This window comes from Sphingomonas tagetis (assembly GCF_024211275.1).
Taxonomy (GTDB): domain Bacteria; phylum Pseudomonadota; class Alphaproteobacteria; order Sphingomonadales; family Sphingomonadaceae; genus Sphingomonas; species Sphingomonas tagetis.
In genome coordinates this window covers 12,088-27,946 of record NZ_JAMLDX010000016.1, presented here as the reverse complement: position 1 = coordinate 27,946, position 15,859 = coordinate 12,088, and the positions used below count along the sequence as shown (strand labels likewise).

At 66.2% G+C, this 15,859-nt stretch carries 18 protein-coding genes; 7 read left to right on the top strand and 11 right to left on the bottom strand.

What is annotated here, in order from left to right:
• Nucleotides 1-53: 53 nt before the first annotated feature.
• Genes M9978_RS17530 through M9978_RS17515 form a run of 4 tightly spaced genes read right to left on the bottom strand, consistent with a single transcriptional unit; the run spans nt 54 to nt 3,280 of the window.
• The gene (locus M9978_RS17530; RefSeq protein ID WP_254295476.1) at nt 54-1,574 is read right to left on the bottom strand and encodes a TM0106 family RecB-like putative nuclease; all 1,521 of its coding nucleotides are present in this window, start codon (nt 1,572-1,574) and stop codon (nt 54-56) included.
• The gene (locus tag M9978_RS23445; protein ID WP_254295474.1) at nt 1,568-1,930 is read right to left on the bottom strand and encodes an antitoxin Xre/MbcA/ParS toxin-binding domain-containing protein; all 363 of its coding nucleotides are present in this window, start codon (nt 1,928-1,930) and stop codon (nt 1,568-1,570) included. Before M9978_RS23445 ends, M9978_RS17530 begins: the two co-directional genes overlap by 7 nt.
• Nucleotides 1,923-2,603: a hypothetical protein gene (locus M9978_RS17520; protein WP_254295472.1), complete on the bottom strand. Its 681-nt coding sequence runs from the start codon at nt 2,601-2,603 to the stop codon at nt 1,923-1,925. The genes M9978_RS23445 and M9978_RS17520 overlap by 8 nt, the downstream gene beginning before the upstream one ends.
• Nucleotides 2,600-3,280 carry an ATP-binding protein gene (locus tag M9978_RS17515; RefSeq protein ID WP_254295469.1) on the bottom strand — a complete coding sequence of 227 codons (681 nt, stop codon included), beginning with the start codon at nt 3,278-3,280 and terminating at the stop codon, nt 2,600-2,602. The genes M9978_RS17520 and M9978_RS17515 overlap by 4 nt, the downstream gene beginning before the upstream one ends.
• Nucleotides 3,281-3,642: 362 nt before the next feature.
• On the opposite strand from M9978_RS17515, the gene M9978_RS17510 reads away from it, so the two are divergent.
• Both M9978_RS17510 and M9978_RS23440 read left to right on the top strand, forming a co-directional pair.
• The gene (locus tag M9978_RS17510; RefSeq protein ID WP_254295467.1) at nt 3,643-3,918 is read left to right on the top strand and encodes a helix-turn-helix domain-containing protein; all 276 of its coding nucleotides are present in this window, start codon (nt 3,643-3,645) and stop codon (nt 3,916-3,918) included.
• A gap of 380 nt (nt 3,919-4,298) precedes the next feature.
• On the top strand, nt 4,299-4,988 hold the full coding sequence (locus M9978_RS23440) for a helix-turn-helix domain-containing protein (RefSeq protein WP_367305123.1): 690 nt from the start codon (nt 4,299-4,301) through the stop codon (nt 4,986-4,988).
• A 1-nt stretch (nt 4,989) separates the two neighbouring features.
• Here M9978_RS23440 and M9978_RS23435 read toward each other — a convergent pair whose 3' ends face one another.
• Nucleotides 4,990-5,427: a helix-turn-helix domain-containing protein gene (locus M9978_RS23435; protein ID WP_367305130.1), complete on the bottom strand. Its 438-nt coding sequence runs from the start codon at nt 5,425-5,427 to the stop codon at nt 4,990-4,992.
• Nucleotides 5,428-5,451: 24 nt separating this feature from the next.
• On the opposite strand from M9978_RS23435, the gene M9978_RS17505 reads away from it, so the two are divergent.
• The 4 genes from M9978_RS17505 to M9978_RS17490 all read left to right on the top strand — a co-directional run bounded on the left by M9978_RS17505 (nt 5,452) and on the right by M9978_RS17490 (nt 7,419).
• Nucleotides 5,452-5,604, top strand: a complete 153-nt coding sequence (locus M9978_RS17505; RefSeq protein ID WP_254295465.1) for a hypothetical protein — start codon at nt 5,452-5,454, stop codon at nt 5,602-5,604.
• 74 nt (nt 5,605-5,678) lie between these two features.
• Nucleotides 5,679-6,041, top strand: coding sequence for a hypothetical protein (locus M9978_RS17500; protein ID WP_254295464.1), 363 nt, complete (start codon nt 5,679-5,681; stop codon nt 6,039-6,041).
• 62 nt (nt 6,042-6,103) lie between these two features.
• Nucleotides 6,104-7,153 carry a phage integrase SAM-like domain-containing protein gene (locus M9978_RS17495; RefSeq protein WP_254295463.1) on the top strand — a complete coding sequence of 350 codons (1,050 nt, stop codon included), beginning with the start codon at nt 6,104-6,106 and terminating at the stop codon, nt 7,151-7,153.
• An 11-nt stretch (nt 7,154-7,164) separates the two neighbouring features.
• The gene (locus tag M9978_RS17490) at nt 7,165-7,419 is read left to right on the top strand and encodes a hypothetical protein (RefSeq protein ID WP_254295462.1); all 255 of its coding nucleotides are present in this window, start codon (nt 7,165-7,167) and stop codon (nt 7,417-7,419) included.
• Between the two features lie 383 nt (nt 7,420-7,802).
• Here the strand turns inward: M9978_RS17490 and M9978_RS17485 are convergent, their stop codons facing one another.
• From M9978_RS17485 to M9978_RS17470, 4 genes are all read right to left on the bottom strand, one after another.
• On the bottom strand, nt 7,803-8,345 hold the full coding sequence (locus M9978_RS17485) for a hypothetical protein (protein WP_254295461.1): 543 nt from the start codon (nt 8,343-8,345) through the stop codon (nt 7,803-7,805).
• Between the two features lie 66 nt (nt 8,346-8,411).
• Nucleotides 8,412-11,042, bottom strand: coding sequence for an AAA family ATPase (locus tag M9978_RS17480; protein WP_254295460.1), 2,631 nt, complete (start codon nt 11,040-11,042; stop codon nt 8,412-8,414).
• Complete coding sequence (locus M9978_RS17475) at nt 11,039-12,157, bottom strand: metallophosphoesterase family protein (protein ID WP_254295590.1); 1,119 nt, start codon at nt 12,155-12,157, stop codon at nt 11,039-11,041. The genes M9978_RS17480 and M9978_RS17475 overlap by 4 nt, the downstream gene beginning before the upstream one ends.
• Before the next feature lie 66 nt (nt 12,158-12,223).
• On the bottom strand, nt 12,224-14,233 hold the full coding sequence (locus M9978_RS17470) for an ATP-dependent nuclease (protein WP_254295459.1): 2,010 nt from the start codon (nt 14,231-14,233) through the stop codon (nt 12,224-12,226).
• Nucleotides 14,234-14,271: 38 nt separating this feature from the next.
• Here M9978_RS17470 and M9978_RS17465 point away from each other — a divergent pair, with 38 nt between their 5' ends.
• Nucleotides 14,272-14,553 (top strand): WYL domain-containing protein, encoded by a 282-nt coding sequence (locus tag M9978_RS17465; protein ID WP_254295457.1) that lies wholly within the window; start codon nt 14,272-14,274, stop codon nt 14,551-14,553.
• Nucleotides 14,554-14,628: 75 nt separating this feature from the next.
• Here M9978_RS17465 and M9978_RS17460 read toward each other — a convergent pair whose 3' ends face one another.
• Nucleotides 14,629-15,018, bottom strand: a complete 390-nt coding sequence (locus tag M9978_RS17460; RefSeq protein WP_254295456.1) for a hypothetical protein — start codon at nt 15,016-15,018, stop codon at nt 14,629-14,631.
• Between the two features lie 45 nt (nt 15,019-15,063).
• Entirely contained in the window at nt 15,064-15,636 is a 573-nt protein-coding gene (locus tag M9978_RS23430) for an SH3 domain-containing protein (protein WP_367305129.1), read from the bottom strand.
• Nucleotides 15,637-15,859 lie beyond the last annotated feature (223 nt).

Sequence of the window (15,859 nt, the reverse complement as noted above, 5' to 3'; positions counted from 1 at the left end):
ACTCCATCCGTTCCCTGCGTTGCTTTGCGACCCCGTCACCTCGGTCGGCGCGGCTAGGACGATGGTGGCCAGGGCAGCGGTGCTCGCACCGGCAGCTTGAGAAGCCCGTCGAAGACCACCATCGAGGCAGTGCAGTCATCCCGGTTGTACGCGAGGATGCGCTTTAGCATCGCCGGATCCCGCGAGCGCACGTACTCCACGAACCAGCTGATGCTCGCGGCACCGCTGGCATCGTCGTCCTGCCATTGAAATCCCAAGTGCCGCGCGATCGGCTTGAGCCCGAGCGAATGGAGCGGCCACACGGTCGACGGCAGCACCGCTCCGAAATAGAGGTCGAGCCCCCGGGGCGGCGTGAATAGCGCATCTACCTCCTCAACCGTGGCAACATCGGGGTAGCGCCGCTGCAGCATGCGGTAAGTCGATCGCTCGAAGCCGCTGTAGGTGGTGATCAGCGCATCAGGATCCGCTGAAAGGAATGCCATGGCGTCCGCGAACGCGGCACGCTCCCGAGACTTGTCAACGGCGAGAAAGTGGACATACCGTTCCTCGGTTTCCGTCCCTCGTCGCAAACGCTCGCATACCCCGTGAAGGTAGACCAAATTGCCGTCGGTCGGATCGGTTTCCAGATCGAGGTGAAGTTCACGTGCGCGCGGCGCGATGTTCAGGGCGCGCACCGCGTAGGCCTCGGTGCCAGGCGTCCCGAGCGCACGCGCACGCTCCACGAACTTCTCGAGACGGGATTCTCCGATCCCGACGATCGCCGGCGCGGCGGGGCCGATGGGAAGCGCGGCGAGTTCGGCCACGGTCGTCGCCGATCCCGCGAGGGTCGTGCGCAGCGATCGGCCTATGCCCGCGACGAGGGTCACATCGTCCGTTTCGACCAGCTCCGACTTGCAAGCTGAATTCCATATGCACAGCCCGCACATCGCGCATGCCGCCGGTACGGTCTGGACAAGTCCTTCCCGGATGTCGCGAGCAAGCCCCGTCAGCCGTGCGACCTCATCGGCGATCGTAGTCTTTCCCCCGCGCATGGGCTTGCGGGTCTCGAACCAGACGGTGGCACCGTTGCCTCCAATTACGAAACATCGTTCACCGTTGCCCCAGCCACCATCCTCAAGCATGCGGGCATAGAACCCGACCTGCGCAGCGTAGGCCGGGCGGGGGTCGACGCCGTTTGGGGCGTAGGGAGAACCCGATTTGATGTCGCCGGCGTGGTACTTGCCGTCTACGAGCATCAGCACGTCCGGCATTCCCACTCGGTCGCCGATCTCCAGGCGGCCCCCGATGATCACAGGCGCCAAGGCCGCGAATGCGGCCAAGGTGGCATCGGGGCGATCTTCCGTCGGCACCTCCCTCAAATCGACCAAGCTATGGCCGATCCGGCCCACGACCTCGTCCTCATGGCGGCTGCCCTCGCGCCAGAGCATCTCGACGAAGCCATTCACGGGGTCGCGCGCTTCAGGATTACCGAGCAGGTCGTTCTGGAATCGACGCTCGCATGTCACTAGGTTCGCAAGACCTGACCCGGTAATGGCCCAGCGCACCGGCTTCGTATCGTTGAGGCGCGTCAGCACTGTCCGGCCTCTCGGAGCAGCAGGTCATGCATCTCCGCCAATCCGTTTGCGCGGCTGAGCAGGAACCCGATGGGCGACTGTCCCAGCCCGACGTTGCGGCGTCGAAGCCATTTGGCAGCGTCATGCCCCATCATAGCGACGGCTCCAGCGCAGACCTCGACCAGCGCGCGGATCCTCTGCGCCTGCACCTCGGTTGGCCACCACATCTCGCAGCGCGACGCGGAGAGGGGCCACACCCCGTGGCGCACGGAGATCAACGTCTCGACTTCCCAGGACTTGAACCCGACGCGTTCCGCCAGTTCGGCGAGCCGGTTGACGAGGCAGATGACCTCCGAGCGGTGGTACTGATCAATCACGCGTTCGCCCCCCCATATCGAGGTTGCCGTAGACCGACCACGGCATCGACCACGGGTCCCGGCCGGTCTCGAATATTATGGACGTACGGTTCTCGCCTTCGTCGATGCGGAGCACCGGCCAGCGGGTTCGCGCGAGCCAGCGATGATCGATCAACGAGTCGATAGGACGACCGATTGCAGCGTTCGCAATCGTCGCCGGAACGGCGTGGTCCAGCAAGACGCGGCCCAGGCCGTGATATGTTTCGATCCTCAGCGCGCCGTCGATGACCGTGAGTTCCATGCCGTCGGACAGGACGCGCATCCCAATCATGTCATCGGACCGCAGGGTCGTGCGAACCACGGTTCCAGCGAGCCGGTGACGCCGCCAGACCTGCGACCGCGAGAACGAGAAGTCGCGCTCGATGCCGTGAGACGTAATACGGGCATCAGTGGCGAGTGGCCGCTCCGGCCAGCCGCGCGGAAGTGCGATGAACCACGCAGCTTCGGCGAAGTCGATGCCCTCCATGCGCGAAACGATCCCCAGCAGCGGCGTCGCGTAGGATACGTTGAGCATGAGATGCTGCCGGAACAGCGCCCGGCGCAGCAGGTTCACCGCCACTGGGAACCTTTCGAGCTGGACGGCGAGATCAGTTCGCGCGCGTTCGTGCGCACCCTCGTCCGGATTCCCGTTCATGCCTCGGCCTCCGGCAGGAGCCAGTCGATCGTAGCAGGACCGGCCAGCGGCAACGTGACGCGGAAGGTCGTGCCGTGCCGACTCGTGTCGCATTCGATCCTGCCATCGCCCTTCCGGACGAGCTCGGCGACGATGCCGGAACCGAGACCGGTCCCGCTCGTGCAGGAGGGGCCAGCGAGTCCGGGTCCGTCGTCGCTTACCACGAGCGTGACGAAGTCCTCGTCCCGGTCCACGTCGATCCACAGGCTGCCACGCCTGCCCGAAAGCGCGTGCCGTATGCCATTATACATTAGTTCGGCCGCGACGAGCAGCAGTCGCCGGGCAGGACCACCGGGCAGCACGGCGCCACGTGCGGTGAGCCGCACGGTCGCGCCATCCAGGCCATCCCGGCCCTTCACGATCCCACTCGTCAGGCGCTGCAGCTCGGCGCCGAAGTCGATGGTCCGCGCCGATCGCGCGGCGAGGACCTCGTGCACCTGACCAAACCCCTCCAGACGTTCGATCGCACGGTCGAACAGGGTGATACGGGGACCAGTTAGACCGGCGCCCTGCGCAAGGCGCATCGCGGCGATGGCACTCGCGATCTCGTTCGCCACCCGATGGTGCATCTCGCTCAACAGCAGCGGCGCCTCGCCAGCGATGGGCCTTGTAGCATCAAGTTCTTCGCGCTCTTTCATGACTAGCTCGATCCCCTTTCAATCCGTACAGCAACCATTTAAGTTGCGTAATGCGAAACTTAAATGGTTGTTGCAGGAGATTGATGGTTAACGACGAGCGTTGTCACACGAGGCGACGGCAAACGACCGACGCTCATGCGACATGGCAGCGCGTTCGCGGCGATCAGCACGCGCGCGGCAGTTTACCGCTAGGATCCACTGATGGTTATGGGCTGGCTGCTCGTCGATGCCGTGACGAAGCGACTGTCGATCGCCCTGCAGAGTGCCAATTGGTTCTACACGTCCCGAATTACCCACTCGTCCTATCGCAAGCATCTGCGGCCTTGCGTCCGCATCCCCTCATTGCGAATACACGTTTCAGGATGGACGAGCACAAGGGGACCGAGACGCGCAAGGCGCGCGCGACGAGCGTGCAATCGGTGACGCGCGCGCTGGACATCATCGATGCAATCGCCGATCGGCCCATGATGTTGCCGGAACTCGCGGCGCGCGTAGGGATCAGCAGACCTCAGTGCTACCGTCTCGCCGCTGCACTAACCGAGCGCGGTCTATTATCGACCTCTGGACGTAGCGGCTATTCACTCGGTCCGCGCATCGGAGAGTTGGCAGCAATCATGGAGCGGAGCGCGACCAAGTAGCGGAACCGGTCTTCCGGCAAATTGACCGCTGGTCAAGTTACACCGGGATAGAACCATCGTAGTGGGCGATCGACGCGCAGCCGCAATGCCGCCCTAACGTGCCGCCCGCCGAACCGGGGCAACTGCCCGTACGATCGTTTACCGACCAGCGTAGCGACAGGCTTCATGCGCTATCCACACATGCATAGAAGCATGGGCGCGCTGCATTTTACGCCCACGATGCAATGCGACAGCAAACGTGATTGGTGGAGCAAGGCACGGCCGATCTCGTCGGCACGATGGTCAGTCGCGCATCGGAATGGGTTACGGTCGGGTAATGCTGCTCTGCAGTCTCACCGGCGTTGGCTCGCACGGCGGTGGTGCAGCGCCCACGGCTGCGAATGCCTGCAATTCTGCTTCTGTACGATCGTAGGAAGGGAAAAACGATGGTCGCTGCAATACTCTTGCTCTCCGACGAGCCGATCCGGGTCACCGATGGGGGCTATCGCCCTGACGGGATAACATCGGTTTGCTGCCACGCGGGTCCAAGCCAGGATCGAAGCGTGCCAAGCGACTTCTTCATCGCCGGCGACGCTTCGCGCCCTATGCTGCAGTTTGGACACGCCTCCATACTGCCGTCGGCAGCCGGGCGGGCGACAGTGCTGCGCCAACCGTTCGGAACTGCAGAACGGCGATCCGCCAGTGTTTCGGCCGTCCCGCTGTCAGAGCCGCGCCTCTGCAACCTATCGCGCAAGGTGGACACGAGGTCGATTTCGGACGATGCGCCACGCGCCGAGGAGCAGAGGGCAGCGCCAGCGGGCGCACAATCGGTCACGCGCGCGCTCGACATCCTGGACGCGATCGCAGAACGGCCGATGCTTCTGCCAGAACTCGCCGATCGCGTCGGTCTCAGCAAACCAACCTGCTATCGGCTGGCCACGGCTCTTTCGGAACGCGGATTGCTCGCCACCACCGGTCGGCGGGGTTACCATCTAGGCCCAAGGCTGGAGGAGCTGGCCATCGCGTGGCAGGAGCAGACTTCCGCCCCGAAAAACCCGTCATCGCGCCCCCACCGTGCGGGTGGCCGATAGCTCAAATCAATGTCCAACCCTTCCCGGCAACGCGCTTCAGCACAGGATGTGTGAATTGCAGCCGCCGCATGTGACGGGGCACGTCGCGATCCGCGGGATGTTCTGCGAGTACACGGCTGACATCACACTCCCCACGTTCCAGTCTCGACAGCTGCGAATACGACACGCCTGTGCAGGTCGCGAGGTCACGTAGGGTAAGACCCTCGGCGCGCCGTCCTGCGCGGAGCGCCGAACCAAGCGCAATTCGCAGCTCATCCCGCCATGTGTCCGGAAAGGCACGTGGCCTGCGTTTGGATCTGCCGACGATCGCTAACTGGGGCCAGTCGAGATCGAACAACCGCATTAGTCCCTCGATCGAGGCCTCGCTTGGCAAAGCTCGAGCGCCCTCGATTCGGCACACGCTCTCTCGCGTGAGACCGAGGGCGATCGCCAAGTCCATCTGCGTCATGCCTTCGCCGCGACGATGGCGACGGACAACTCGGCCAAGATCGTGCCGGAGCCGAACAAAACCTTCAGGCAGCCGCATCCGGCTCATCATGCACTCCACCCAAATGTGACGTTGTTGCATAGAGGAAAACGCAAAATCCTACAAGGCCGGCATGAAGATGCCAGTTGATGCAAGAATGAACCCACAGTGGCTCGCGGCTCGGCTTCCGCCCGAACCGCAGCTTCACCCAAGGAGACAGCACCATGGCTGACGACTTGGCCGACCTCGCGCGGCGGTGGTCGCGTGCGCTTCACCGCGGCCGCGGGATCCGGCTGGAGGCAGCCGACCTCGATCAGCTGGCCGCCATCGGCGTCAACGACATCATCCAAGCGGCTGCGGCCGAGTTTCTAAAGGAGAAGGCCAAATGCCGCGACGGCCAAAGACGCGGGGATTATACGCACGCGGTGACTACTGGCTCGACTGGGACCGGCGGACCGACGGTAGTCTTCGATCCCCCTATCTCACCATATTCTGGTACGACGCAGAGCGAGGACGCACATGCTCTATTAGCACACGCACAGACGATCTCGCAGCCGCGCGCACGACGCTCGACCGGCACTACCTGACGAATTCTGAAGGCGAGCTAATCTGCCCGACCTGCGGACAGCGCCGCAATGTCGCTACCGACATGCTCGTACTGCGAGCCATAACGGACTACCTCGTCTCGAACGAGAATTTGCCGTCGATAAAGTCGGTGCGTCCCCGGCTCAATCACGTCGTGCGCTATATCGCGACACTGGAAACGCCGGATATACGTTGTTCGCGGGTCGACGAGCCGTGGATCGAGCGTTTCCGCGCGTGGATGCGTAGGCAGCCCGTGATCAGCAGCGCAGGCAACACCCGCGATGCCCCCAGAAGTGAAAGCTCGATCGAGAACTCCGTCATCCAGCTTGCCGCCGCGATCAATGCGGCGAAAGAGCGCGGGGACATCTCCCGGCCCCCCGGCTTCAAGCCGATACCAACCAAGGAACTCAACCGCACTCCTCAACGCCGGCTTTCGGTGGCGGAGCTCGCCACCGCATTCCGCTACGCAACCGACCCCCGCTACCCGACCAAACGGTTGGGACTCCACCGCTTCCTCATGCTCTCGGTTGGAACAGCGGCCCGCCCCGACGCGGTTCACGACTTCTCTACCGCAGCCGATCGGCGTCAGTGGCACGAGGAGCGCAGCGTGATCGCGCTGAACCCGTACGGCCGGCGCCAGACGCGCAAGCGACGAGCGATCGTAGTCGCGCCGCCCCAGCTGGCCGAGCGGATATCCGAAACCGAAGGGTTCTTCATTCCCTTCGTCTCGGTCAAATCGGCTTGGGAGACGATGGTAGCCAAGCTCGGCTGGCCCACGGATGGAGAGGGCGGCATGAAGCTCATACGTCGCTCGGTGGCCCAGCTTCTGCGCGACGCTGGGACACCTAGGGCGTGGTCCGCCGAATGGCGCGATCCTGCCCGAAAGGTACCAGCCGAGCAGATCGAGGTTCAGCTCGGGCATCGCGTCATCGACAGCGTAACCGACCTCTACTCCGCGTTCGATCCTGCATATCAGTACGCTGCCACAGCAGCACTCGCAGCCATCATCGACGCCATAATCGATCTGTGCCCGTCAGCTTACATCTCCCTGGCCGAGAGCAAGCACGACGGACAGGCATTTCCAACGGCGCCGGCCGCATCCCATTCAAAGTAGGAGAAGCAGACATGACGATTGTTTACGAGGTCAAAGCATTCAAGTTCGAACACGACCCCGAACTGGAACGTCTTGTGCGGGATCTGACGAGGGCAGGCGTGCTTACGGTGCAAGAGGTCATCGATGCCGCCTACAAAGCTGGATACGACGGGCGCGCTGCGGCGATGGAAATCGGCATTCTCCTGATGGACAAGGAGTTGAAGCCAATCATTCCCACCCAGCGTACATCCGGCACCACGGTGATCGGCCCGGCTGACATTGCTTGACCAAACCATGCTCTCGCCATGGGTGGAATTTTGGGCTTCGGGGATTAGACGTGGTGCGCCGAAGATAGTGCCCGTTACCTTGCATGAAGCGTAGGTGGCCTCGCACTGATCCGCTCGTTCGGTCAGTGGTACGACATACGATCCGCGTAGCATTGTCGAGAATCCATTTACGGCTGGATTTGGGCCGACAGCGGACTGGCGGCTATGCGTTGAGCAGGGTGCAGAAGTCGACATTGGCTCAGCAGAAGCCCCGAAGCGCGAAGATTAAATTATGGATCGGGCAGCCGATGTCGCCGAAAGTCATCTGCTCTTTTGGCGCGGCGCCCCACTTATGCCTGCTGGAAAGTGCCGCAGCCAAAAGATACCTGGGGAGTAGCAAACTCCTAACCGGTCATAGTTTCACGGATCTGCCGGTCGATGTCAGCCAACTCCATCTGGTCGTGCTCGTAGAGCCGTATCTCCGCGGTGCCCGGGATGCGGCATCGGATGAGCAGTGCATGCCGTCGGTTCCCGAGTTCCGTCATTCTCAGTGCCCGCTCCGAGCCGCCGTCCGGCGCCGTGACGTTTTGCCTGATCGCGAACGGGTCGTAGACGGCACCGTCGTCGGGGAGGAACAGTAGCCGCCTCCGCCCGCCCATCTGTGGGCTCACGTCAATCAGGTTGCCGAGCTTGTTGCGCCACACCGCATGGTGCTCGGCCTCGAAGTAGAGGCCTGGCAGGTGCCAGATTGCCCACCCATAGGCGATTGAGCCGCCCCTATCACGGACGCGCCGCGCGACGTTCTCAAAGCAGAAAGACGTCGGCGCGCGCTTGGGCGGGATCGACGCGACGAAGACCGGGTCGGAACTCGAGATCGACGCGCAGAATTCCAGCAGCGCCGGGGTGAGCGACCGCGGCACCGTGTCGGGCGTGCTGGCCGCGCTCAAGCCGCCCGCCTCAGCGATGCGACCGGATGCCAATTTGCTTTTTCTCGCTCGTCCATCGTCACGGGTTCACGCTAGCGTTATCCGGTTGCCGTCGACGTGGCGGAAAGCCTTGGTCCGGCACGTGAGCAGGATAACCTGCATGCGCTGCGCCGCCTCCTGTAGGATCTCGGTCATCGTCTCAAGCCGCGCGTCGTCCGAATAGACCAGGGGATCGTCGAGGATCAGCGAGATCGGCGCCCCGTCCTCGAGCAGCAGATCCGCGAAGGCGAGGCGGGTCAGAATGGCGAGTTGCTCCTGCGTTCCCCTGCTGAGGTCTCCGCAGGATTCGTCCACGCCCGCGCGGGTAACGCCGGTCAGCCCGAGGCCTTCGTCAAACGACAGGCCGCAGCCGGGCAAGAGCCGCTCGACGTAGCGGGCCGCTCGGCGCGTGACTGGGGCAAGGAACGTCCGCGAGGCGCCGTCGGCGGCTTCGCCGAGAGTCCTGCGCAGCAGCTCGAGCGTATCGGCCTCCTGGCGGAGCCGGTCGCGGGCGGCGGTCGCGGCGATCTCCTCCTCTCGCGCCTCGGCGACCTGGCCTGCTGGACCCGCCTTGCCTTCGCGCTGGACCGTCGCCTCGAGTGACGCGATGCGTCCGGTCAGGTCGAGCCGCTCCTGCCCCGCTCTGGTCGCGGCGCGGTCCATATTGTCGAGGCGGCGCTTGATGGCGTCGAGGTCGAAGGCCTTCGCTCCTTCGCGCGCCTGATCGCGCAGGTCGAGCTTTGCCGCACGGTCTCGCTGGAGTTCGAGAGCCGCCGACTCGAGGTCGGCCCGATCTGAGTCGCCGAGCACGGTGAGCAGGTTGGACTTCGCCGCCTCGTCCTCGCGCGTCGCGGCGCTCAGGTCGGCCGTTGCCGCGGCGAGCACGCTCTCCGCCTTCGCTAACGCTGTCCTACCATCGTCGTGCGTGGCCGATGCGGCGACCTCCGCGAGCTTCGCCTTGGTGACTGCGTCCTCCTTCGCATTGAGGTCGTCGTCCGGTGGCTCCGAGATGTCGACCGACTCGCCTACGTCGGCGGCGAACGCACGCAGTGCGTCGGCTCCTGGCGCCAACCCGATAGTCGGGTCGCCGGGACAGGCGGCGGCGATCTGAGCTCGCAGCGTGACGAGTTCACGCTTGGCGGAAGACGCGCGCTCGTCGCGCGCGATTGCGGCGGCGTGGGACGTGACGCCCAGCGCCTCCAGCCTGCCCTTCAGCTCTTCCCGCGCGGCGGCGAGGTCGGCCTCCATCGAGCGGCCGGATCCCTGCGGCGGCCGGACGGTGACGCTGCCCGCGTCCCCGATCTGGAAACGGGTGGCGGTGAGGACATCAACGCTGGTGGCGTCGCTGGGTTGGCCGTCGACGCGCAGCTCGGCCGCGCCCGCAAGCTCCACCTCGACCTTGACGCTGCCTGCCTCGAATCTGGCGAGCGCGGCCAGCTCATTCCGCTCCAGGCGCAAGAGTTCGTCCAGCGTGCCGTCTGGCAGGGCCAGCGCGGACTCGTCTTTAAGCAGGTGTTCGCGAGCCTCGAGCTCGCTCAGCGTCTGGCGGGCGTCGATGGCGCGGCGCGCGCCGGCCGCCGCGGCGAACCTGCGCGCGCGGTCGCGTGCCTCGCTGAGGGCCTTCTCTTTGGCCCGGAGCTCCGTCCGAGCCACATCGAGCGCCGAGCGCTGCAGCCCCTCCCCGGCGGCTGCCGCGTCGACGGCTACCTGAGCCTCGGACTTAGCGGCGCGGGCGGTCTCTACCGTCTGGGCGGCCGTCGCCTTGCGGGTCTCCGCGACGTCGAGGCGTTCGAGCCTTGAGGCGGCCGCCTTCGCGAGTTCCTCCGCCCGTCCGTGCTGCGCCTCGGCGGTCGCGACGCGGAGGGAGGCCGTCTCGGCGAGCTTCTGGTCGGCTTCGAGTCTGCGTCGCTCCTCGACCGTCTCGGGGTCGGCCAGGTCGCGCTCGACGATCCGAAGTCTGGCCCTCGCGTTCTCGAGGTCGCCGAGCGCCTGCTCGTATTCCCGGAAGACCGCTTCGGCCCGCTGGCGGGCGTCGGTCGCCGACGCGAGCCTGGCCTCGGCCGCGGCCAGCTCGCCACGCGACTTGCCGGTCGCTGGAGTGCGCAGGGCGCCGTAGGCGGCTTCGACGTTGCTGCGGATCGCGTCGAAGCGTCGTCCGCCGGTCACCGCCCCCACCTCGGCCTCGAGCACGCCCCGCACGGTGTCGCGGACGATGCGGTTGGGGCTCTCCACCGCGAGTGCGCTCATCTGCTCCACCCAGAGCATCCCGAGCGGACCGCGCGTCTCCGGGTCGCTACCTCGGTTGTTGCCCCGCTCGAAGCCCAGCAGCTCCTGCAGCGCCTCCTCGGCGGCGTCGCTCTCCTTGCGGCTGCCGTTGCCCGTCAGGCGGACGGAGGTGGACTTCATGAACTGCTTCTCGACGGACCACGGCTGCCCGCGCAGGGTGAACTCGACGGCGACGCGCGGCGCCACGTCGTCACCGATCGGAACATAGGAGCGCACGAGCTCGGTCTTCGCGGAATGACGGATGAAGAAGGCCGCGCGTAGTGCCTCCAGCAACGTTGACTTGCCCGTCTCGTTTGGCTCGACGACGACGTTCAACCCATCGGTGAACCCGTCGATGCGCAGCGGCTCGCGGAACTTGCGGAAGTTCGCGAGCTCGAGGGACCTGATGATCATGCAGTTGCCTCCGCGCCGTGGCGCATGACCTCGACATAGAGGCGCTCCAGCGCCGCCGCCGCCATCGGTGCTTCGGACCCGCCGCCTTCGGCGCTCGCCTGGAGTGTGGCGGCCGCGCCCGCGAGCGCGCCCTGCACGTCGATCCGGGCCACGTCCTCCGGGGTCGGTCGGGCGATCAGTCCGCCGGAGTCGATGTCGAGGTGGCGAAGCTCGTGCGCGACCCTGTCTTCCAGTTCGGATACGACCGCCACCCGGTCCGACAGGCTCGCGACGCCCGCGATCTTCAGGTCCAGAAGAACGTCCGCGAGGCGCGCCTGCTCACGCAGTGCGTCCAGCTCCCGTTGCAGGTCGCCGGGTCCTGAGACCTCCCAGCGGCGCGAGAGCCAGCGGTAGCGGCCCGACTGCACTCGTTCCATCGCGGGAATGTCGCCCTGCCGCGCCTCGACGGCGATGCATCCGCCAGGCTCGTCGCGCCCGAAGCGGTCAACCTCCGGCGTTCCGCTGTAGGCCGTGCGGTCGCCGACCGGCAGGTGGCCGTGCCAGTCGCCCAGCGCCAGGTAGTCCAGCCCCGCCGAACGCGCGCGGTCCGGCGGGATCAGGTTGGAGCTCTCGCCGACGGAACCGAACTCGGTGATGGAGCCATGTGCGAGGCCGATGCGGAGCGCGCCCGGCGGCGTCGCCATGTCTACCATCGACGCAGTGGGGTCTGAGGCCGTCTTGCGGTGTTCTAGGGGGGCCGGGAGAAGCCAAGCGCCCTCCTCCATCTCGACGGCTTGCGGGGTGTCCACGATGCGGATCTTGCCGGGTGCGAGGCGTCGCACACGGCTCCAGAGCCCTCCCGGCCGGGCATGGTCGTGGTTGCCCGGCATAAGCCACCAGGTGGCGTCCGCCCGCTCCATGCGAGAGAGCGCCTGAAGGACGACGCGGTCGCCGGGATCGACGTTGTCGAACACGTCGCCCGCGACGACGACGTGCGACGCACCCCGCTCGGCCGCCACGGCTGCGAGCCGGTCGATCGCGTCGAGCCGGGCCTCGGAAAGCGCGGCCGAGACCTCCGTCGGAAACCGCCCGAACGGCTTGCCGAGCTGCCAGTCGGCAGAGTGGATGAACTTCATCTTCGCCACTGCGGACTCCTAGTTTGGATCACGTTGCCTCCGCGACCCTGATCGAACGTTGGCGGCTCATGCTGGCTGCGCCGCTCCGGCGACTCCGGCCGCCGCCGCCTGAGGCCCTTCACCCAGGATGTGCAGCCAGATGGCGTCCACCATGGCGCTCAGCGTCGGGAACTCTGCCCCGTCTGCCTGCGCGGTCGCCATCATCCGGTAGACGACCTCAGGAATTTTCTGCGTGTCCCTCGACGGGGTGATCCCGAAGGGCTCGCACGCTGCGGCAAGGCAGGCCGCGTGCCGCCCGTTCCCGACCTCGTCCCTCAAGGTGCGCTCGAGGTTTACCTCGAAGTGGGCGTAGCAGTCCTCGATCCGGGTGCCGGCCGGCTGCGCCAGTCCATTCGCGCCTGGTCGGCACAGCCTGGCCAGCGCGAGGTCGGTCTGGGGCTTGGCGTTGTTCGTCCCGGCGTCGCAGTCCCACACGACATAGGTGGGGATGCCAAGCGAACGGAATATCACGAGCGGCCGGTCGAGGTTCTCCTTGCCCTCCGCCGACAGCAGCGCGATCCCGGCCGCTTCGAAGCTGCGGCCCATGAGCCGGGCGACGGCAGACAGGGCCGCCTTGTCGCTGCGGCCCTCGACCAGCACCACGCCGTTGGCGAAGAAGCCCTCCGCCAGCTCGGTGCCCAGGATGTGGAGGCGCGGCACCAGGGTCGCGGCCGAGAAGGTGCCCGCCGGATGGCCCCAGCCATTTTCAAGGGACTGCGCCACCTCCGTGAGATTCAGCGCTCTGAGCTCGCACTGCTTGAACTCGGTGTCCTCGCAGTCCGTCCGGCGGACCAGCCGGATCTCGTCCGCCCGGCCCAGCGACACGAACATCGGCGAGTGGCAGGCGAAGGCGACCTGCGTCACGCCTTCCACGCCGGGGAGCGCACCGCCGCTGAGGCTGCGGAGGACCTCCGCGAAGTGCCGTTGTTTGGTCGGATGCTGGTAGAGTTCGGGCTCCTCGATCGCGAGGATCAGGTTGGGCGCCGGCGCGGGTGCGGGTTCGGCCCCGCCGTCCCCTTCGGCAGGTTGCTCGGTCACCTCCCCTGACGACCTCGCGAGATATTGCAGCAGCGTGAAGATGAAGGCGCGCTGTAGGCCGTGGCCCTGCCTGTCCACCGGTCCACCGAAGCCATCGTCGCTGAGCAGGACGTCGGCGACGGGCAGCGGGACGGGGAACTCGGCGACCTCTCGCCACGCGAGGCCGACCGCGGCGTCGCGGTAGAGGCCTTTCAGGTCGACCGTGAGCCGGTCGGCGAGGACGCCGAGCTCCGGCATGTTCTCGGGCGCGACCAGTTCCTGATACCGCTCCGACATCTCCGCCCTGAAGGCCTGCACGTCCGCGCGCTGGAGGATCGCGCCCCGCACGATCAATTCGAGCAGGCGACCGATCGCGCTGCCCTTGCCGTCTGCGGCGTCGGCGGAGGCCTCGCGGACTGCGGGGATGAAGACGAAGGCGGTGTGACGCTGCAACGCGCCCCGGCTGGCGTTCTGGAAGCCGAAGAACTGACCATCGTCGCGCTGGAGCGTGAGCTGCGCGCCGTTCTGCGCCTCCCAGGCCAGCAGGTGCTCGTCGACCTGCGGGGCGCTAGTCGCGTTCGGCAGATCGGCGTAGGCGGCGTTCGATTCCTTCAGCGACCTGTAGGCGGCTCGCTTGGCGGTCGCCGTGGTCTGCGCGCGGATCTCAACGAAGTCGGCGTTCTGGAGGACCGACCCGTAGTAGCGGCCGCTGGACGCGGTGTCGTCGAAAACGCGAGTGACGACGAGCCTTCCGTCGCGCACCCTGCTCTCGAACGTCTCCAACTCCTGCGCGCTGAGATCGCCGAACGTGAGTTCGATCTCAACTGGCTGCGACTGGTCGCGTCCGAAGAAGTCGTCGGCATCGAGATGCCTTGCGGTGGAGTAGAACCGCTCGACCGCCTTCAGGATGCTCGATTTGCCCGCGCCATTGCTGCCGATCAGCGCCGTGTGGGGACCGAACTCGACGGAGACGTCGCGCAGGGAACGGAAGTTGCGTATTCGGGCGTGGACCAGCTGCATCTATCGGAAATTCCCCCTGACCCCTATGATCGTGCATGATGAACATGCTGATCAGCAAGGCAATTGCGGAACGGAGGTTGATCCGGTTCGGCTACAAGGGCGCGGTTCGCACCGTCGAGCCCCACACCTATGGGCGGCAGGCGAACGGCGCCGACGCGCTCTGCGGCTGGCAGCTTTCCGGCGGTAGCGGGCAGGAGTTCCGGCTTTTCAGGTGTGACGAGATCGAAATGCTCCATCTGATGGACGAAAACTTCCACGATGCGCGGCCAGGATACCGGCGCGGGGACTCCCGGTTCGTAGTGACCTACGCTGAGCTCTGACCCGCGCTGGGCGGCTTAGCGGAATAGGATAATAGTCGACCGGGACCGAGCCTGAGCCATTCCCCCGGTCGGCCATCAGCCCGAGCGCTCTAGATCTATCAGGCCGACCGGGACGTAGCGGTGGAGATCCGCGTGACCCCTCTTCAGGGGACATCGCCATTCGCCGACGGGATAGCGCGGATCGTGCCAGCATGTGTCCCCCGCCGAGCGCCGGGGGTAGCTGGGGAATGGAAACGGCTCGACCGTGCCGATCAGCGCCGCCCGCTCCGTCCGGCCACGGGGAGTGAGGTCGACGCGCCACAACGCATAGCAGTCGGCCGGCGCGTCCAGCTTGGTCGTCGTGATGAGGCCGCGACGCTTGAGCGCGTCGTAGGTCGTGCGTGCCCAGCGGCCGAACCGCTGCGTGGTCCCAGCACCTTCGACGATCGATACCAGCACGCGCTGCTGCTCCGTGGTCAGCTTCACACGGCCGCCTGGTTGCCGATGAGGAGCCGGCGGGAGTGTTTTCTTTTACACCCCATACCGCTTATTCCCCCCGCTGGTGATGCAGTAGCGGCCACCTCGCGGTCCGATGCAGACTTGCGAGCCCGAGCATGGGCAGCCTGATCCCTGGAACCCCCCGCCAGACCCACGCCGCCCGCGTGACGCGCCTCGCCGCCTAGGCCCGGCGTGGCTGCGGCTGGACCTGACCGCCTTCCCGGCCACGTAGCCCGCTCCGGCGGCCACGGCCGTCGAGGCGGTGCCTTGCGACATGAGTCCGCGCGCGCCCGACGGCGTGGATGCCTCCACCGCCGCCCCGCCGCCCGGCGCATCCACCAGGAACGAGCTGGACACCCAGCAGTCGCCGCCGGCGCGGCTCAACCGCGCCCAATCGCCCCGGCGCTCGGCGACGGTGACCTGCTCGTCGCGGCTCAGTCCCTCGGATACGGCCGACGATGAGTCCGGTTCGCGACGACAGTTCAGGCTGCGGGCGGCGACATAGGCTGGCGACGATACCGCAGCCTCGGTAGAATTGGCCGGAGTCTCAGTTCGGTCCGACGAGCACTTCCCGATCAGGAAGAGGCCGAGGAGGATGGCGAGCACCACGCCGCAGCCCTGTCCCAGCGCCGAGTTCTGCTGCGCGGGCCTTGCGGTTCCCGCCGGTGCTGCGCCCGGCCGCGCTGACGTCGGCTGGCGAACGGTTCCCCGATCGATCCTGACGGGCTTCCTCAATGCGATACCTCCCCCCGAGGCCGTTGTTCCCCGCCGACCTTTCAGCACAGACTGCCCAAGTGTCCCGGATAGGGTAACAAGTCGCTGAGCGGAT